Genomic DNA, 19933 nt, shown 5'->3' on the forward strand with positions numbered 1-19933 from the left:
CTTAATAATAAGCAATTTAAAGAAAAAATAAACTTTCTATTTTTCTTTAAAAATATTTGTAATTTTAAACGAGACAACTAAAAAAATGAGCAAACAACTTTTAAAAACAAATAAAAAGGTCGCTCTAAAAACAAGCGACCTTAATTTTAAATAATTTTTTTAACAATGGAACATTAGTCTTGTTCTTGCTTTTTCAAAGCAGCACCGAGAATTTCACCAAGAGAAGCACCTGAGTCTGTAGAACCATATTGTGCAACGGCTTCTTTTTCCTCTGCGATTTCTAAAGCTTTGATAGACACTGAAAGTTTACGTGTTTTCTTATCAAATGCAGTGATGCGGGCATCCACTCTTTGACCAATGGAAAAACGTTCAGGACGTTGTTCATCACGATCACGGGCAAGATCAGCGCGGCGGATAGTTGTTTCAAGATTGTGGTCAATCAATTTTACAGCAATATCATTTTCATTAACCGCTATCACTTCACATGTCACAACAGCGCCTTTGCGAAGTTCACCTGCTGCTGCTGCTTCTCCAACTTTATCACTAGAAAGTTGCTTAATTCCAAGAGAGATACGTTCTTTTTCAACGTCAACATCAAGGACAACGGCTTTAACGATATCCCCTTTATTATAACTATCAATGATTTGTTCACCAGGGCGATTCCAATCAAGATCAGAGAGATGAACCATGCCATCAACATCACCTTCAAGACCAATGAAGAGACCAAATTCTGTTTTGTTTTTGACCTCTCCTTCGATTTGTGAATTGACAGGAAATTTATTGGCAAAAGCAACCCATGGATTTTCAAATGTTTGTTTTAAGCCAAGAGAAATACGCCGTTTAGAAGGATCAATTTCAAGTACAACCACTTCTACTTCTTGTGATGTAGACAGAATTTTTCCAGGATGAACATTTTTCTTTGTCCAACTCATTTCAGAGACGTGGATCAACCCTTCGATTCCAGGCTCTATTTCAACGAAACCACCATAATCAGTAATGTTGGTAACAGCACCGGTAATTTTTTTGCCCACAGGATATCTTGCACTGATGCTTTCCCAAGGATCACTTTCAAGCTGTTTCATGCCAAGAGAGATACGGTGTGTGTCTTGATTGATGCGAATAATCTGGACTTTAATTGTTTGCCCAATGGTGAGAACTTCTGATGGATGATTAACGCGTCGCCAAGCCATATCTGTAACGTGCAAGAGACCATCAATTCCACCAAGATCAACGAAAGCACCGTAATCAGTGATATTTTTAACCACACCTTCAACGATTTGGTTTTCTTCAAGATTTTGCACAATTTCTGAACGTTGTTCAGCACGACTTTCTTCTAAGACAGTACGGCGTGAAACGACGATATTACCACGACGACGATCCATTTTTAAAATTTCAAAGGATTGTGAATTGTGCATGAGAGGTGAAACATCACGGATGGGGCGAATATCGACTTGGCTGCGAGGTAAGAAAGCAACGGCACCATCGAGATCGACTGTAAAGCCTCCTTTTACTTGGCTAAAGATAACCCCATCGACGCGTACACCGGCATTGAATTTTTCTTCCAAACGAATCCAGCTTTCTTCACGTCGCGCTTTTTCACGCGATAGAACAGCTTCACCCATCGCATTTTCAATGCGCTCAATGTAGACTTCAACTTCGTCGCCAACTTGCAAGGAACCGTCTTTTCCTTTCGCTCCAAATTCTTTGAGTGGAATGCGTCCCTCGACTTTAAGTCCAGCATCAATGATGGCCATATCTTTTTCGATTGCAATGATGCGACCTTTAACAACGGATCCTTCATTAAGATCATTAGTTTGAAAGGATTCCATAAGAAGAGCTTCGAAATCCGCTGTTGTGGGATTATATTGTGACATAAGAACTCCTGATACATACCTTCATTACAAAAGGTATAAGCGCTAGGTTAGTGTTAACATAGGGCAACTTCCTGCCTTTTCCCTTGAATACAGGAAGAAAAATTAGCGCTAGGCCGGAAATCACCTTTACAACTTTATCCAATTATACGCTCTTTTATGATAGGATCAATAAAAGTGCATGCAATTGCAAATGTTGCTTCTATACTCAATTCTGACGTATCAAGCAAGTGGGCGTTTTTTGCTGGTCGAAGTGGGCTTTGTTTGCGGGTTATATCGCGTCTATCGCGCAGTTCAAGATCACTAAGGATTTCATGATACTCTGCTTGATTCCCTTTTTTTACCATTTCCTCATAGCGACGTTTTGCACGTGTTTGAACATTGGCTAAAACGTAAAATTTAATATCGGCATCGGGGCAAACAACAGTACCAATATCACGTCCATCAAGCACACTGCCAGGTAAAGTTTTAGCAAAGCCACGCTGTTTTGCGACAAGAATTTCACGTACAGCAGGATTAAGTGCTATTTTTGAGGCAGCCTCGCCAAGTTCATGAGAAGAGAGAAGAGCTGGATTTAAAGTATCAAAATCAAGCTTTTGAGCACAAGAAAGAGCACTTTTTTCATCATTAAGAGGCAATTTTTGTTGTAAAAGTGCGTGAGCAACACCGCGATAAGTAAGTCCAGTATCGAGATGGTGAAGATGATAATGTGTAGCAATCTTACGTGCTAATGTTCCTTTTCCTGAAGCTGCTGGTCCATCAATAGCAATTACAAAAGGTTTCAAGCGATGTTCCCCCCAAGTTTTTTTATGAAAGAAATAAATTTTGGAAAGCTGGTAGCGATCATACGCTTATCATCAATGGTAACAGGTTTTTCTGACGCGAGTCCAAAAACCAGAAAGCACATAGCAATTCGGTGATCAAGATATGTGGTAACGTTTCCACCTCCCAATCCTTTTCCAGAGCCGTTGCCATGAACAATGAGAAAATCTCTTCCTTCTTCACATTCTACGTGATTCATTTTAAGTCCTTGTGCGAGTGCAGAAAGGCGATCGGACTCTTTAACACGCAATTCCTCAATTCCGAGCATTGTTGTTTTGCCTTCAGCAAAGGCTGCTGCTACCGATAAAGCGGGATATTCATCAATCATCGATGGGGCTCGTTCTTTTGGTACAACAACACCTTTTAGCGTTGATGATTGGACCCGCAGATCGGCAACATCCTCTCCACCTGTTTGGCGTTGGTTCAAAAGTTCAATCTGAGCGCCCATTTCCCATAATGTTTCGATAAGTCCTATTCGAGAAGGGTTTATAAGAACATTTTCAATGGTGATATCAGAGTTTTCTACAAGAAGGGCAGCAATCAGTGGAAAAGCTGCAGAAGAGGGATCTCCTGGTATATCAAGAATCTGTCCGGTAAGATGTGGTTGTCCATTAAGGTGAATAAAACGTGTGCCTTCTTTATCCGTTTCTATATCAATTTCAGCACCAAATGCTTTGAGCATCTTTTCTGTATGATCTCGCGTGGGAATAGCTTCAATAACGGTTGTGGTACCAGCTGTATTAAGACCAGCAAGCAGGATTGCAGATTTAACTTGGGCAGAAGCCATGGGAATACGATAGCAAATTGGATTAGCCATTTTGGGACCATGAAGCGTTAAAGGAAGAAGGTCGCCGCGGGTTGCAGTAATTTCAACGCCCATTGATTGTAGTGGATCGAGAATGCGTCCCATGGGACGTTTGGAGAGAGAAGCATCACCAATGAAGGTTGTTTTCATATGATAAGGACCAACCATTCCCATAACAAGGCGAACACCTGTTCCAGAATTTCCGAAATCTAAAGGGTTTTGAGCTGCTAAAAGGCAACCATTCCCAGTTCCTCGTATAATCCAGAGATCATTTTTCTTTTGAATGCAGGCACCCATAGCTTGCATAGCCGCAGCTGTCTTTAAAACGTCATCACTCTCAAGTAGTCCATGAATATGTGTTTCACCAGTTGCTAGCCCTCCCAATATAAGAGATCGGTGAGAAATTGATTTATCTCCTAGTATTTTAATTTTTCCAAAAAGATTGGGAGATTTATAAGCGGTTATGGGTATTGCTTTTTGCATAGAAATTCTATTTAATTTTATCTAAATTTTACTAAATTAGCTCTCCTTTAGCACATGCTTTGAGAGGCGTCATGAGAAAATCCATAGAGAATGATGTATTTATCTTTTGACAAAGACATTATTTTTTGATTAAGCACCATGGAATTTATTTTGTAAATGGAATGATAGTTAACCAAAGAGGCACGATTCATGGCAAAACAGGATCTTGGAACTAAGCGTGTTGATCCAGAAACGGGAAAGAAGTTTTATGATCTTAATCGCGACCCTATTGTATCGCCTTATACAGGGATTTCTTATCCACGTTCTTATTTTGAGGTTGCAGCAGCAGAAGCAAATAGTGAGGAAGATGTTGATACTGAAGAGCTTGATACAGCACTTGAAAAATCTGCTTTTATGCTTCTCGAAGAGGATGGTGACGATTCTAAAGATGATGATCTTCCTGATTTGGAGGACGGTGATGTTGATCTTGGTGATGACGATGACGCCTTTTTATCTCATGATGATGACGATGAGGATGATGATGTTGCTGATATTCTCGGAGGCGGTGTTTCTAACGATGACGATTCTTAAAAGTTAAAAGAAGTATAAGGCTATTCTTTTCATTGAATACAAATTCTTCTTGATCTTCAATTTTTATCGTTCTAAAAAATTCTATTCAGGTTATTGACCGTTTTTTTTAGGGGTAACTGTCTTTATGTGGGGCTATAGCTCAGCTGGGAGAGCGCTTGCATGGCATGCAAGAGGTCAGCGGTTCGATCCCGCTTAGCTCCACCAAAAAGACTCAATTTTTTCAATAACTATTGATATTGATAAAAAGATTTATCTTCTGTCAGAAGCGTATTCTTATCTATAGTATTTTCAGTAATTTCATGACGCGTCTATCTGCGATAATTCGCTATGGCCTTTTCTTTATAAAACTCGGGAAATTTTATTGCTATAAAATTGCAAGAACAGATGGGACATATTTTGTATTTTGTGCAAATATTTCTATAGAAAGAATGAACGTTTGTTCCCGTATTATTGCTTAAATCAAAATCTTTTTATGGAGCTAAAAGGCAGTTTTTATAGATTTTTAAAAGATTTAGGGGTCACTTTTCGCAGAAAATATTATTTGAATGACAAATAATGACTGTGGCTTCTAATTTTGTGATTTAATTGTCTCAATAACAGGCTTTTTTTATTTTTTGCAGGGGTGCTCTTGTTTTTAGGGGGATATTGCCGCACAACAGAGAAAATGGAATTATTTGAGGGGAAAAAATAATGCCTTCTTACCGTTCAAGAATATCGACACATGGGCGCAATATGGCAGGGGCTCGCGGTCTTTGGCGTGCGACAGGGATGAAAGAGACTGATTTTGGTAAACCTATCATTGCTATTGCTAATTCTTTTACGCAATTTGTACCAGGACATGTTCATCTAAAAGATCTTGGACAATTTGTAGCACAACAGATAGCAATTTCTGGTGGTGTCTCGAAGGAGTTTAATACCATTGCTTTAGATGATGGAATTGCGATGGGGCATGATGGAATGCTTTATTCTTTGCCTTCACGTGAAATCATTGCTGATTCTGTTGAATATATGGTCAACGCCCACTGTGCTGATGCACTTGTCTGTATTTCCAATTGTGACAAAATCACGCCTGGTATGTTAATGGCTGCTTTACGCTTGAATATTCCAACAATTTTTGTTTCAGGTGGTCCTATGGAAGCTGGTAAGATTAAATGGAAAGGTCAAGATCTTACCGTTGATTTGGTTGATGCTATGGTTGCTGCGGCTTCCAAAGATAATTCAGAAGAAGAAATTGCTGAAATGGAGCGTGCTGCTTGTCCGACATGTGGTTCTTGTTCAGGAATGTTTACTGCCAATTCCATGAATTGTTTAACTGAAGCATTAGGGCTTTCTCTTCCTGGTAACGGCTCAATATTAGCGACGCATAGAGATAGACGGCTTCTTTTTGAAGAAGCAGGGCGACAGATTGTTACATTAGTTAAACGCTATTATGAACAAGGTGATGAGACAGTTCTGCCGCGCTCGATTGCTTCACGTAAGGCTTTTGAAAATGCCATGGCTGTAGACATTGCTATGGGGGGATCAACCAATACTGTTTTACATCTTTTGGCAGCTGCGCAAGAAGGTGAGGTGGATTTTACCATGACGGATATTGATCATCTTTCACGCCGCGTTCCTGTTTTGTGTAAGGTTGCTCCTTCTGTTGCAAATGTGCATATGGAAGATGTTCACCGCGCTGGTGGTATTATGGCCCTTTTGGGGGAATTAGATGCAGCCGGACTGGTTGATACGTCTACTTATACAGTTCACGCAAGAACAATGAAAGAAGCTCTTTACCACTGGGATATAAAGCAAACAAATGAATCAACGGTTCATGAATTTTATCGTGCGGCTCCAGGGGGTATTCCAACACAAACAGCATTTAGTCAATTTTGTCGCTATGCAACTCTTGATCTTGATCGTGAAAAAGGTGTGATTCGTAATAGAGAACATGCTTATTCGCAAGATGGAGGATTAGCGGTTCTTTATGGGAATCTTGCCAGAGATGGTTGTATTGTGAAAACAGCAGGCGTGGATCAGTCAATTTTAACTTTTAAAGGTTCAGCAAGAATTTTTGAAAGCCAAGATTCAGCTGTTTCAGCAATTTTAAATGATAAAATTCAATCAGGTGATATTGTTTTAATCCGTTATGAAGGGCCACGCGGTGGACCTGGAATGCAAGAAATGCTCTATCCAACGAGTTGTCTCAAATCGAAAGGACTGGGCAAGGCTTGTGCACTTATAACAGATGGACGTTTTTCAGGGGGAACTTCAGGACTCTCGATAGGACATATCTCACCAGAGGCTGCAGAGGGGGGAGAAATTGCTTTGGTAGAAGAGGGGGATATCATAGAAATTGATATTCCTAATCGTACTATTCATATGCTGGTCGATGACACTGAGATAAAACATCGTCGTGCTAAAATGGAAGCAAAAGGAAAAGCAGCTTGGCAACCCGTTGAGAAGCGTGAGCGTAAAGTCTCAAAGGCTCTTAAAGCTTATGCAGCGATGACAACTTCTGCTGCTAAAGGGGCGGTTCGCAGTATATGATTGTATGAAAAACCTTATTTATGGAAAATGAAGAGAGTTGTAGGTATTTTTCGTAATATGACAAGACATTGATTTATAATGATAAGTTATCATTTTCCAACTTGGATCACAACTCCGAATATCGTGATATTTTCTTATCACAAATCCTCTTATATTGAATCAATTAAGATTACTTGCTTACACGTCAAAAGCGGGGCTAGCGTGTGGGTAAAACTGGACAAGAAAGGAGTAAAAATACCTCTTATGAATGCTCTCAAAGGCAAGAGTAGTGGCAATATTGAAGGCTGGCAAAGTAAATTCTGGTGTCGGCTTGCTCCTCCACAAGCGTAAAGATGACGGTACTTAATGGCTTTATCATTATACCATTTATGGTCGGCTCTGTGAAACTGGCTTTTGTGCCTTAAGAAATGTTTCTTTAAAAAAGCACGTGCATGTGCAATTGGGTGGCGTTCTGTTTTACATAAAGGTCGTGACTTTATGTAAAAACGAGAGAAAAAAAGTGTAAAGCAATGCGCAATCGCCATTCTTTAAAGGACATTGCTTGAGATACTTTTAAAAGTCGAAAGCAGAATTAAAAATTGATTATTTTACATGTTCTAGAAGAATATTGAAAGTCAGAGTGTATCAAAATGACAAGTGTTGTTCTAATGATTATGGGCGCTAAAAATTGCTTTTTTGTATAAAAATAATTAGCTTACAGAAAGTATGGTACAATTTCTTTCTCGGTCTCTACTTTATTGTTCTTTAAGAGACATTGTGTGAAAGCAATGATTATACAGTGAAGAGGTCGATAGCGTTAGAATGATCAAGGGAAGAATGCCTTCTTTAATTTTTTATAAGGGATTTAGCTTTTTTCCAGTTGCTTGAGGCGATAAAGTTCTTCTAAAGCCTGTTTAGGGGAAAGTTCATCAGGGTGAATAGTTGCTAAAGCCTCATGAAGCGCGCAATGTTCTTGTGTTTTTGCATTTACAGGAGATATTTCTTTAAGGGAAAAAAGCGGTAAATCATCAATGAGTTTATGTCCTTTTCCAGCCATTTCACCTTGTTCTAATTGGTGTAGAACATCTGTAGCCCGAGCAATAACTGCTGGCGGAAGTCCAGCAAGTTTTGCAACTTGTACGCCGTAGGATCGGTCTGCAGCTCCTAGTGTGACTTCATGAAGAAAAACCACCTCACCATCCCAATTTTTAACTTTCATTGTTACATTATGAAGGCGGTTAAGCTTTTCTGTCAGTGCTGTCATTTCATGAAAATGGGTAGCAAGAATAGCACGACAGCGATTCACTTCATGCAGATATTCCACAGCTGCCCAAGCAATGGAAAGTCCATCAAAGGTTGATGTTCCTCGTCCAATTTCATCAAGAATAACAAGGGATTTGTGACTAGCGTGATTAAGAATTGTTGCTGTTTCCACCATTTCCATCATGAAGGTTGAGCGCCCTCTTGCAAGATCATCGGAAGCACCAACACGACTAAAGAGGCGATCAACGACGCCAATATGTGCGCAAGTTGCCGGAACAAAGGATCCCATTTGCGCCATAATAGTAATAAGCGCATTTTGTCGCAAAAAAGTGGATTTTCCTCCCATATTTGGACCTGTCAAAAGCCAAATTGCTGGATATTGATGATTTTCTTCTACAGAGAGATCACAATTATTGGCAACAAAGGGTTCCGCTGCTTGTTTGCGCAGTGCTTGTTCTACGACAGGATGACGTCCTGCGGTGATATGAAAGGTAAGAGAATGATCAATTTTAGGGCGACAATATCCTTGTTCTTCGGCCAGATGTGCTAAGGCAACAGATACATCCAAGACAGCAAGTGCTTCAGCTGCTTTACGAATGAAATCAATCTGCTCAGTCATTTCATGCACAAGAGTCTCAAAAATTTCTAGTTCAAGTGTCAGTGCGTGGTGAGCGGCATGGGCAATACGGCTTTCAAGGTCAGCAAGCTCTGTTGTGGTAAAGCGCATAGCATTCGCCATTGTTTGCCGATGAATAAAACGTGCTTTGGCTTGAGGACTATTGGTGAGTGCGGTTGCTTGCACATTGGTGACTTCAATGAAGTAGCCTAGAATATTATTATGCTTGATTTTAAGAGTCTTAATATCTGTTTCTTGGGCATATTGTGTTTGAAGTTCGGCAATAAAACGGCGTGATTCATCACGGAGAGCACGCATTTCATCAAGCTCTTTATGATATTGAGGACGAACAAAACCACCATCACGTTTAAGTAGAGGAAGGTCATCTGCTAATGCTCGTTCTAAATGATCATGTAAGGCAATCGGCAAATCTAAGAAAACTTGTTGTACATCACTGATTTCTTGGGGAAGCAATTGATCATGAAAAAGCTGGTTAATTTCACGAATAATTTCAAAACCACGCTTGATTGCAGCCATATCACGGGGGCCTCCTCGACCAAGCACCAAACGTGACACTGCGCGGGGCATATCTGGCCCCCCTTTCAAAATAAGCTTTATAGCTTCTGCAAGCGAGGTGTTTCGTAAAAAAAAGGCAACAGAATCGAGACGATGATCAATAGCCGAGGGTGTGGTGAGGGGCGCTATAAGACGATCGACAAGAAGACGTGATCCCCCTCCCGTTACTGTGCGATCAATAGCTTTTAATAAGCTTCCATCACGTTGTCCTGAAGTGGTTCGGACAAGCTCAAGACTAAGTCTGGTTGCAGCATCAATGAAAAGGGTAGCACTTTCATTTTGACGTTCAGGACGCATCAGAGGAGGGCGATGCGTGATTTGTGTTTTTTCGATATAACGAATAGCAGCAGCGATTGCAGAGAGTTCAGGGCGAGAATAATCGGCAACCCCTTCAAGGGTTGAGAGTTTAAAATAACCGCAGATATCGCGCTCAGCAGTGACGGTGTCAAAGAGACTAGCAGGTTGAGGCAAAACAATGCGATCAAGAACATGAAAAAGTGATTTGTGGGATTTGTCATGGAAAAAAGAGTCAGCGACAATAATTTCTTGAGGATCTACGCGCATAATGTCTGCCAGAAGTTTTTCATGACGACTTTCTGTTACACGAAATATGCCTGTTGAGATATCAATCCAAGAAAGAGCAAAATCCTCTCCGTCGCTGGTTTTGATGCGGGCAAGTGTCATCAGATAATTTGCGCGGGTTGGATCAAGAAGTTTTTCTTCGGTAAGAGTTCCAGGTGTAACAAGGCGAACGACATCACGTCGAACAACCGATTTTGATCCACGCTTTTTAGCTTCTGCAGGATCTTCTGTTTGTTCACAAACGGCAACGCGATAACCGCAAGCAATGAGTTTTTGCAAATAATCATCAGCAGCATGAACGGGAACCCCGCACATAGGAATATCTTCACCCAAATGTTTACCACGTGTTGTGAGTGTGATTCCTAAAGCTTGAGCAGCTTCAACTGCATCATTAAAAAATAATTCATAGAAATCACCCATGCGGTAAAAAAGAAGAGAATCGCTATTGACGGCTTTGATTTCTATATATTGCTCCATCATAGGTGTAAGACGTTGTTGATGGAGAGCGGATGAGGAAGCAGACTGAGGAATTAAATTATTTTTATGGTTAGTTTTCTTATCCATGTTTACGAGTCTGTCTCCTTCAAGTGAGGCTTTGATATCCTTTTTTGTTTACTTCAGTAATACTTATCTTCATTATCTCTGAATTGAAACGTGTAATCAGGTTTGTTAAAGCAAACATAGCGATTTCTCATATATGAATCAAATTTTAAAATCGGGCAATTACACGTATCGTAGAGCAAAATTGACACTGTTTTGGAGATAATTGAGTGAAATGAAAAAACAAAATCAAAAAATACCTCAAACAATTTATAGTGTTAGTGAGCGAGAAGCTCTTGATTTTCATAGTTGCGGTCGACCTGGAAAGCTTGAAATTATTGCAACAAAGTCTATGGCAACACAGCATGATTTAGCACTTGCTTATTCACCAGGTGTTGCCGTTCCAGTTAAAGCAATTGCTCAAAATCCAGCGTTGGCTTATGAGTATACAACAAAGGGAAATCTTGTGGCTGTTATATCAAATGGAACAGCTATTTTAGGTTTGGGCAATTTAGGTGCGCTTGCATCTAAGCCGGTAATGGAAGGCAAAGCAGTGCTTTTTAAGCGCTTTGCAGATATCGATTCCATTGATTTAGAAATTGATACAAACGATCCAGAAAATTTTATTAATTTAGTGCGTCATTTGGAGCCTTCTTTTGGTGGCATCAATCTTGAAGACATTAAAGCACCAGAATGTTTTATGATTGAGAGTCGCTTACGCGAAGTCATGAATATTCCTGTTTTTCATGACGATCAACATGGTACAGCAATTATTGTGGCTGCTGGCGTACTGAATGCTCTGTATTTAACAGGACGTGATATGCAAAATACGAAGTTAGTCTGTAATGGTGCTGGCTCTGCTGGCATTGCTTGTATTGAATTGATTAAAGCAATGGGATTTCGATCTGAAAATATCATACTCTGCGATACGAAGGGTGTTGTCTATGAAGGGCGCAAGGAGGGAATGAATCAGTGGAAAGCCGCCCATGCTCTTCGGACCGATAAACGCACACTTGCCGAAGCAATGGAAGGCGCTGATATGTTTTTTGGGGTTTCTGCTAAAGGTGCAATTACTCCTGAGATGGTCAAATCAATGGCATCACAGCCAATTATTTTTGCTATGGCCAATCCCGATCCAGAAATTACACCAGAAGAAATTATGCAAGTGCGTAATGATGCCATTGTGGCAACAGGTCGTTCGGATTATCCAAACCAGATTAACAATGTTCTTTGTTTTCCCTATATCTTTCGTGGTGCACTTGATGTACGGGCGACGGTTATTAATGATGATATGAAAATTGCTGCTGCAAAAGCTCTAGCGCAGTTGGCTCATGAAGAGGTTCCTGACAGTGTTGTGGAAGCTTATCGTGGAAAGCGATTAAAATTCGGACCAGATTACATCATTCCCGTTCCTTTTGATCCACGTTTATTCACGGTCGTTTCAATAGCGGTGGCAAAAGCAGCAATGGAAAGCGGTGTTGCGCAAAAACATATTGATGATTTAGAGACTTATGAACGTGATTTGAGTGCAAGACGTGACCCCATTTCTTCCATGATGCGTGGAGTTTATAACCATGTTCGCCAAGCACCAAAAAAGATTGTCTTTGCAGAGGGAGAAGAAGAGCAAGTCATGCGGGCGGCTGTTTCCTATGTTCATCAAAAACTTGGACAAGCAATTTTGATTGGTCGTGAAGAACAGGTGAGAGAAACTGCTGCTATTGCCGGTATTGACCTTGAGCGTGAAGGTATTTCACTTATGAATGCTAAGCTCTCTTGTCGTACAGATGCTTATGCGAATTACCTTTATAAAAAGATGCAGCGTCAAGGCTGGCTATTACGTGATTGTCATCATCGTATTAATAATGATCGCAATTATTTTGCTGCTTGTATGGTGGCATTAGGGGAAGCTGATGCAATGGTTACAGGGGTAACACGTAATTATGAAACAGCATTGATCGATATACGTCGTGTTATTGATGAAAAACCAAAAGAACGGTTAATTGGTATCTCGATGGCTATTTGCCGTGGGCGAACTGTGTTTATTGCAGATACAGCTGTTTACGAGGATCCTAACGCGGAAGAACTTGCTGATATAGCAGAACAAACAGCTTCTTTTGTTCATGGATTTGGATATCAACCAAGGGTGGCATTTTTAGCATTTTCTACTTTTGGTTATATGAAAGGAAAGGTTACGCAGCATATTCAGGATGCTGTTCATATTTTACATGAACGTGGAGTTGATTTTGAATTTGATGGAGAAATGAGTGCTGATGTAGCACTTAATTTGAAATTGATGCAACAATATCCTTTTATGGGATTAACAGAACCAGCTAATATTTTAATAATGCCTGACTATCATACCTCTTCCATTGCGAGCAAAATGTTGCAAGAGCTTGGTGAAGCAACCATTATTGGTCCCATTTTGATTGGATTGGAAAAGTCTGTTCAAATTATACCGTTTAGTGGAAATGATACGGATATCGTTAATATTGCAATGTTAGCAGCGTATCATGCAAAAAAGTTGTAAAAAAAGGCCCTGATATTTCAGGGCCTTTTTTATAATAAAAAACAAATTTTTAAGATGGTTGTACCTGACTCTGATTGTCGTTTTGTTCTTCAGCAAGACGTTTTTGAAACAATGCTGCAAAGTCAATTGGATCAATCCACAAAGGTGGAAAACCACCGTTTTGGGTAGCATTAGATATGATTTGCCGCGCAAATGGAAACAAAAGACGAGGACATTCAATAAAAACAAGAGGCATAACATGCTCTTGTGGAATGTTTTTAATATGAAAAACACCACCATAAATGAGTTCTACATGAAACAGTGTTTCAGCGTCGTCACTGGCCTTGACGGAGAGTGACAAAACGACATCATAGTTATCATCACCAATTGGATTCGCGTTGACATTAATATTGATATCGATTTGTGGTGACTTTTCACGCGGACGCAGTGAACGGGGAGCACTTGGATTCTCGAATGAGAAATCTTTTAAATATTGAGTTAACACAGCAAAAACTGGCTCTCCACCACTGTTGTTCATTTCACCTTCAGCCATAATACAAACCTTCTCAGTTATTATATGTATATATTTCTATTTTAGATCTACGAATTAAGCTGGTTATCACGCCTTGCAAAAGGTTGCAAGAAACGCTACTCTTGTCTTGATTATTTTTTAAATTGGCTACAGATTTTAGGGGCATTTTAATGATTATCATCATTTTTACGCCATGGAGATTCTGTAGTATAATGAACTTTGTAGTCTTCTGCATTAAGATCAATAATTTTTTCAGAATCATTTTGAGTGTTGGTTTTATTTTTAAATGATGAAAGGAAATGCCAAATAAGAGAACGAATTGGCTTAATAAGGATTAATATTCCCAAAATGTCGCTTACAAATCCAGGAAGAATAAGCAAAATTGCGCCCACAATAACGAAGGCATCGTTGATAATATTGTTTTCCAGTCTATGTCCTTGAATAAGTTCATGTTGTATATTTTTTAAAAGACTAACTCCTTGAATTCTCAATAAAATACTTCCAGCTATTGTTGTGAGAACAACCAAACTCAGAGTTGCTGGAATGCCAATTTCTTTCCCTACAAAAATAAAGCCAGCAATTTCGATTAATAGAGCGATAAGGAAGATAATGATAAAAAAGCGAAGATTTATAGGGTAAGACTTTATCAAATGAAAATTTCCTTATAGGGTAGTTTAGGGTAGAAGATTATAAGAGCTATCCTTTTAAACATACGCGAATAAAGGTTATAAAAGTATATAAGAAGCTATAAAAATATTTGAATCGTAGATTCCTTATTTTACATATTTATTGATAAATGGTATTGACTGCAATGTTTATTACAGATCATCTAAGGTTTGGAGATTGACAGCCCCCATGGAATTTGACGTTATACTTGTCATAGCTCTTGTTATTATGGTTATCGTTTTTGTGCAACTGCGTAATGTATTAGGAAAACGGATTGGTTTTGAAAAGCCTCCCTTTGATCCTTATACGCGTTGTTCTAAAAAACAAACTGATGTAGAAACGGCCGATAATATTGTTTCGTTCCCTCATCAGGATAATTCGCAAAAGAATGATTTTAGCGAAATTGATGCTATTTCGCCAGAAGGCAGTGCACTGAATGAAAGTTTGCGAGCGCTTCGCAAAATTGATTCTCATTTTTCTCCTCAATTTTTTATCGAAGGTGCTCAAGTTGCTTATGAAATGATTGTCACGGCTTTTGCTAGAGGTGATAGAGATCAACTTAAAAAATTACTTTCTCAAAATGTTTTTGAAAGTTTTTGTGCTGCTATTGAGCAACGTGAAAACAATAATGAAAAAGTTCAGTTTACTTTTGTTGGAATTAATAAAATAGAGTTTGTTTCAGCAGCAATACAAGATAGGGATGAATTTGTAACGGTGCGGATTATCAGTGAGATGATTTCTGTAACCTACAATGAGCAAGGAGAGCGTATAGATGGTGATTCTGATACTATAGTAGAAATTAGAGATGTTTGGACTTTTGTTCGCAACAGCCTATCGTCAGATCCAAATTGGAAACTTTTTGCAACAGAAGATGAAAATTAAGCTCTTTTTTCCATAAGATCATAATAAATAAGCTCAGTAAGAGATTGACGATTGAAATGTCTATGGATGAAGGGAGACGCAAAAAGGAATTATTGACTCCACAAGATCATCTTTTATGGGAGAGGGTGTGCCGTACAATAACACCACTTCATGATAAGATCCATTCTTCTCTTACAAAAGATGCGGCAAGTGTTAGTAATGAAAAACAGTGCGTAACACCGAAATTTCCATTATCTCAAGAAAATAAACAGAAACAAACAATTATTAAAATAAAAAAGGAAACGGTTGCACAAGCACATAAGATTCATTTTTTTGATCGTGTTACATATCGCAAGATTGCCAAAGGTCATTATCCTATAGAAGCGCGTCTTGATCTTCATGGCTGTATGCAGGAAGAAGCTTATTTTTTCTTAAAAAAATTTTTACAATTATCTCAGCTGAATGGATTACGTTATGTGCTTGTGATTACAGGAAAAGGCCGATCACCTGGAAGTGAAGGTGCTTTATATAAGTTTGTTCCTCACTGGTTATCAACACCAACTTTCCGATATTATGTTCATGCCTTTGAGCAGGCGGCTCGCCAACATGGTGGTGGAGGTGCGCTTTATATCTGGCTGCGTCGTTTTGCCCCAAATAAAGGGCATGATGTTATTTGAATTATTTTAGGCTTAATCTTTCTTTGTCCATTATGGTATTTTACAAGTTATATTCTCTTGGCAGTAATCTGGAAGCGTAAAATTTAATTCTGAGTTTCGCATCATTGTGGCCGATTTTTATAAACAATAATTTTATTTAAGCAAATTTATAAAGAAACAACTAGTATAAATTCAAAAAATATTCGGAGAATAACGACCTGTATAAAGAATATCCAAAATTCTACAAAATTTTTAAAAGATTCTTACTCTCTTCAAGAGTTAAATATTTATTTGTTGTCTTTATTTTTTATGCTTTAGGTTAGCATAGCAGCATATTGGGATTGATAGATGTTATCGATGATTTTTGATAAAAGAGCATAAAATATTTTATCTTTACTTTTGATTTGGGACAGATAGGGTAAAGAAGTTTTTTCACTCTCACTCTGTATGTTTATCAATCAACAAAACAGAACCATCATTATATTTACAATCTCCATTCTATACCTGTTTTTGTATTCAACTGTTTCATATTGATTGAATCTGAAAGTGATAATTTACTATTAAAAATCAATATATTCATAATTTAAAAAGTGAATTCTTTTTGTAAGAAATATATGGCATGAGCAAATCTTTGAAAAGATATATGATTGTTTCGGTAAGGAAGAAGCGGTATCTCTTTCAGAGAATAAGATACAAAAAGGATTGCAAAGGTTGATATGAGTTGTCTCTAAATTTCAGTTGCGTAATGAAAACAATTTTAGTGACAGTAAGAATTTTCTTATTTTTAAGAAATATTTATTAGTTTTTTTCTTCAGAAAATTCTTTCAGTTTAAAACGATAAGTTGTTGAGCAAAATTCACATGTGACGGAGATATATTGATTTTTAACCATTTCATTTCGTTCATCAGGGGGGAATCCTTCGAGCATTCCTTTAATTTTGTTACGCGAACAAGAGCATTGGTCCACAACAGAAAACGGATTAAAAACTCTGACACCGTATTCATGGAAAAGACGGAATAATAACCGCTTACTGCCAATTTGGGGATCTGTCAATTCTGCACGTTCAATAGTTGCTGTGAGCGCTTTAGCTTCTTGCCATTGGTTCTCAAGTTGTACATGGGGATGCGTTTCTTCTTGTTTTTGACCTAGATCTTCTATTTTAGAGTGGGATGATGCTTTGGGTAAGAATTGGGTCAAAAGCCCTCCTGCTCGCCAGTTTTTCTGTGTTTTTCCCTGTTGGTTTCGATTGACCAGTATAGCGACTGCCAAACGGATATCGGTGGGAATTTGTTCTGATTGATCAAAATAAATACGAGAAGCTTCTTGTAAGTTTGTTCCCTCTAATGCAACGATACCCTGATAGGGTTGTGTATGAGAGCCTTGGTAGATGGTGAAGGCTAAAGTGCCTTTTCCAAGAAGGATTTCTGAAGATATTTTCTCATTGGCTATCACTTGTTTTAACTGTTCTTTATCAAAACGTGCATAACCACGCAGATGAGAGGGAGGAGAGAAATCGCATACTAACATATTAACTGGCCCACTGGAATGGGTCTGTAAAATAAATTTTCCCTTAAGTTTTAGGGAAGTTCCAAGTAGAACGGTCAAAACTAAAGCCTCTGCGAGAAGATAAGAAACCGGTTCAGGATATTGATGTCTTGTAAGAATAGAATTTAAAGTTTCACCAAGTTGGACAGCGCGCCCACGAATATCCAGTTCTTCTACTTGAAAGGGAATAACAGTATTATCTTCTTTCAAGTGGATATTGTTGAAAGAAGATTCATCTGTGGTTTGTTCGTGCATATCTTTGCCTTTTATATGATCCATTTTGACTGGCTATTGTGAAGAGAAAAATGCATCTTGTAAACACCATGCAAGAATTGCTTTTTGGGCATGGAGTCGGTTTTCAGCTTCGTCAAAAACAACGGAATGCGCTCCATCTATCACAGCATCGACAACTTCTTCACCACGATGAGCAGGAAGGCAATGCATGAAAAGAGCATTGGGTTTGGCTAATTTCATCAAAGCCTCATTGACTTGATAGGGTTGAAAAATAGCATGACTGCGAGCACGAAATTCTTGTCCCATGGAAAACCATGTATCGGTAATAATACAATCGGCATCTTTAGCCGCCATTTGGGGATTGTGGGTCAGTGTGATATGAGCTCCTCGTTCACGAGCCCAGAGTACAAATTTTTCTTGTGGCTCACTATCTTTCGGAGTAGCAATACGCAAATGAAAGTTAAAAAGAGCGGCTGCTTCGATCAAGGAATGAAGCACATTATTGCCATCTCCCATCCACGCAAATATTTTGCTTTCAATGGGGCCACGATGTTCTTCATAGGTCATGATATCAGCTAAAATTTGACAAGGATGTGTATCATCTGTAAGGGCATTAATAACAGGAATTTGTGCATATTGCGCCAATTCAAGCATTCGGTTATGCGTTGTTGTTCGTAATGTAACGATATCCACAAAACGCGATAAAACACGTGCTGTATCAGCTATGGTCTCACAATGACCAAGTTGCATTTCTGATCCCGTTAACATGATTGTATCTCCCCCAAGCTGGCGCATACTGATATCAAATGAAATACGGGTTCGTGTAGATGGTTTTTCAAAAATCATTGCCAGTGTTTTACCAACAAAAGGTTTTGAACCTTTCCCAGCTTTGAAAGAGGCTTTAAGACTTTTCGCATAATCGATAAGAGCACGTGCTGTTTGTGGGGTTAAAGCGGATAAGTCGGTAAAGTGATGAAGCGCATTTGTCATGTTTATGATACTTGCCTTTTTTGTTTGTTTACGAAAGATAAGAAATTGCTTTTTCAATACGACGCAAGCTTTCATCGACTTCTTCTTCCGTAATGATAAGAGGAGGCAACAAGCGCACTACGTTATTGTTGGCACTAGTACATAGAACATATTCCTTTTCTAAGGCATTCACGACAACATTTGCGGGAACGACACATTGAATGCCTATCATAAGGCCTACTCCCTGAATTGCACAGATAATATGAGGATAGATATTGAGAATTCTCGAAAGTCCACTTTTAAATTTATCGCCCATGTTCTGAACACGGTGGAGAAAGCTTGGTTCTAATATAATATCAAGAACACTATTGCCTACCGCCATTCCAAGAAGATTTCCTCCAAAGGTTGAACCATGGGTCCCTAGTGTCATACTTTTTGCAGCTTTCTCTGTTGCAAGACAAGCTCCCAACGGAAAACCACCCCCAAGTCCTTTTGCGAGGGTAAGAATATCAGGTGTGATATCGCTCCATTGATAAGCAAAAAGCTTTCCTGTTCGTCCAATACCCGTTTGGACTTCATCTAAAATCAATAACAAATTATGATCATCACATATTTTGCGCAGAAATCTTAAATAGTCGTGAGGAACCGTTCGTATTCCTCCTTCACCTTGGATAGGTTCAATAAGAATAGCCGCAGTATTTTTATTGATGGCATTTCGTAAAGCTTTTTCATCACAGAAGGGAACCTGAATAAAACCATCAACTTTTGGTCCAAAGCCTTCAAGATATTTTTTGTTTCCAGTAGCAGCAAGCGTTGCAAGTGTGCGTCCGTGAAATGCATCTTCAAAAGTAATAATTTCAACGCGTGTTGGATGGCCAGATGCATAATGATAATGACGAGCTGTTTTGAATGCGCACTCTAGTGCTTCAGCACCAGAATTACAGAAAAAAACCTTTTCAGCAAAGCTGTTTGCACAAAGCCGTGCAGCAAATTCCTCTTGTTCAGGTGATTGAAAAAGATTGGAAATGTGCCAAAGTTTTTCAGCTTGTCTTTTGAGGGTATCAACCAGCTTTGGATGTGTATATCCTAATGCATTAACAGCAATACCAGCTGTCAAGTCAAGATAACGCTCTCCTTTATCGGAAATAAGCCAGATACCACTGCCTTGTTTAAAATGTAGATTACGTCGAGCAAAACACGTATAAAGTGGCTGTAGAGCAGTAGTGCTCATTATCATTTCCTTTTGTGTTATAAATTTTACTATATAATAAACAAAACAATGCGATAAATAAAGCGGTGTTCTACCTTTAGATGCAATAGTAATTATC

General features: G+C 38.9%; 15 protein-coding genes and 1 tRNA gene. 7 read left to right on the top strand and 9 right to left on the bottom strand.

Translation table 11 applies throughout. The features are described 5' to 3' along the window. Positions 1-173: 173 nt before the first annotated feature. The 3 genes from rpsA to aroA all read right to left on the bottom strand — a co-directional run bounded on the left by rpsA (position 174) and on the right by aroA (position 3981). Positions 174-1874 carry a 30S ribosomal protein S1 gene (gene rpsA / locus ABD917_RS01515; protein ID WP_345118319.1) on the bottom strand — a complete coding sequence of 567 codons (1701 nt, stop codon included), beginning with the start codon at positions 1872-1874 and terminating at the stop codon, positions 174-176. A gap of 134 nt (positions 1875-2008) precedes the next feature. Then, positions 2009-2656, bottom strand: a complete 648-nt coding sequence (cmk, locus tag ABD917_RS01520; RefSeq protein WP_345118320.1) for a (d)CMP kinase — start codon at positions 2654-2656, stop codon at positions 2009-2011. Beyond that, positions 2653-3981 (bottom strand): 3-phosphoshikimate 1-carboxyvinyltransferase, encoded by a 1329-nt coding sequence (gene aroA / locus ABD917_RS01525; protein ID WP_345118321.1) that lies wholly within the window; start codon positions 3979-3981, stop codon positions 2653-2655. The genes cmk and aroA overlap by 4 nt, the downstream gene beginning before the upstream one ends. 189 nt (positions 3982-4170) lie before the next feature. On the opposite strand from aroA, the gene ABD917_RS01530 reads away from it, so the two are divergent. The 4 genes from ABD917_RS01530 to ABD917_RS01545 all read left to right on the top strand — a co-directional run bounded on the left by ABD917_RS01530 (position 4171) and on the right by ABD917_RS01545 (position 7410). After that, the gene (locus ABD917_RS01530; RefSeq protein ID WP_345118322.1) at positions 4171-4551 is read left to right on the top strand and encodes a TIGR02300 family protein; all 381 of its coding nucleotides are present in this window, start codon (positions 4171-4173) and stop codon (positions 4549-4551) included. Positions 4552-4679: 128 nt separating this feature from the next. Continuing rightward, positions 4680-4755, top strand: a tRNA-Ala gene (locus ABD917_RS01535). 486 nt (positions 4756-5241) lie between these two features. Continuing rightward, positions 5242-7080 (top strand): dihydroxy-acid dehydratase, encoded by a 1839-nt coding sequence (ilvD, locus tag ABD917_RS01540; protein ID WP_345118323.1) that lies wholly within the window; start codon positions 5242-5244, stop codon positions 7078-7080. A 201-nt stretch (positions 7081-7281) separates the two neighbouring features. Beyond that, positions 7282-7410, top strand: coding sequence for a hypothetical protein (locus tag ABD917_RS01545; protein WP_345118324.1), 129 nt, complete (start codon positions 7282-7284; stop codon positions 7408-7410). Between the two features lie 514 nt (positions 7411-7924). Here the strand turns inward: ABD917_RS01545 and mutS are convergent. Next, positions 7925-10660: a DNA mismatch repair protein MutS gene (mutS, locus tag ABD917_RS01550; RefSeq protein WP_345118325.1), complete on the bottom strand. Its 2736-nt coding sequence runs from the start codon at positions 10658-10660 to the stop codon at positions 7925-7927. Between the two features lie 211 nt (positions 10661-10871). On the opposite strand from mutS, the gene ABD917_RS01555 reads away from it, so the two are divergent. Beyond that, positions 10872-13163, top strand: coding sequence for an NADP-dependent malic enzyme (locus ABD917_RS01555; RefSeq protein ID WP_345118326.1), 2292 nt, complete (start codon positions 10872-10874; stop codon positions 13161-13163). A gap of 49 nt (positions 13164-13212) precedes the next feature. Here the strand turns inward: ABD917_RS01555 and secB are convergent, their stop codons facing one another. After that, positions 13213-13695 (bottom strand): protein-export chaperone SecB, encoded by a 483-nt coding sequence (gene secB / locus ABD917_RS01560; protein WP_345118327.1) that lies wholly within the window; start codon positions 13693-13695, stop codon positions 13213-13215. Between the two features lie 146 nt (positions 13696-13841). After that, positions 13842-14324, bottom strand: a complete 483-nt coding sequence (locus ABD917_RS01565) for an FxsA family protein (RefSeq protein ID WP_345118328.1) — start codon at positions 14322-14324, stop codon at positions 13842-13844. Positions 14325-14529: 205 nt separating this feature from the next. Here ABD917_RS01565 and ABD917_RS01570 point away from each other — a divergent pair, with 205 nt between their 5' ends. Both ABD917_RS01570 and ABD917_RS01575 read left to right on the top strand, forming a co-directional pair. Beyond that, positions 14530-15222, top strand: coding sequence for a Tim44/TimA family putative adaptor protein (locus tag ABD917_RS01570; RefSeq protein WP_345118392.1), 693 nt, complete (start codon positions 14530-14532; stop codon positions 15220-15222). Positions 15223-15278: 56 nt separating this feature from the next. Further along, positions 15279-15878, top strand: a complete 600-nt coding sequence (locus ABD917_RS01575) for a Smr/MutS family protein (protein WP_345118329.1) — start codon at positions 15279-15281, stop codon at positions 15876-15878. Between the two features lie 777 nt (positions 15879-16655). Here ABD917_RS01575 and ABD917_RS01580 read toward each other — a convergent pair. Genes ABD917_RS01580 through ABD917_RS01590 form a run of 3 tightly spaced genes read right to left on the bottom strand, consistent with a single transcriptional unit; the run spans position 16656 to position 19836 of the window. Further along, positions 16656-17657 (bottom strand): Hsp33 family molecular chaperone, encoded by a 1002-nt coding sequence (locus ABD917_RS01580; protein WP_345118330.1) that lies wholly within the window; start codon positions 17655-17657, stop codon positions 16656-16658. A 33-nt stretch (positions 17658-17690) separates the two neighbouring features. After that, positions 17691-18626 (bottom strand): ornithine carbamoyltransferase, encoded by a 936-nt coding sequence (argF, locus tag ABD917_RS01585; protein ID WP_345118331.1) that lies wholly within the window; start codon positions 18624-18626, stop codon positions 17691-17693. Between the two features lie 28 nt (positions 18627-18654). Continuing rightward, entirely contained in the window at positions 18655-19836 is a 1182-nt protein-coding gene (locus ABD917_RS01590) for an aspartate aminotransferase family protein (RefSeq protein WP_345118332.1), read from the bottom strand. Between the last annotated feature and the right edge of the window lie 97 nt (positions 19837-19933).

Source organism: Bartonella pachyuromydis (genome assembly GCF_039543065.1).
In the GTDB taxonomy this organism is placed as follows: Bacteria; Pseudomonadota; Alphaproteobacteria; order Rhizobiales; family Rhizobiaceae; genus Bartonella; species Bartonella pachyuromydis.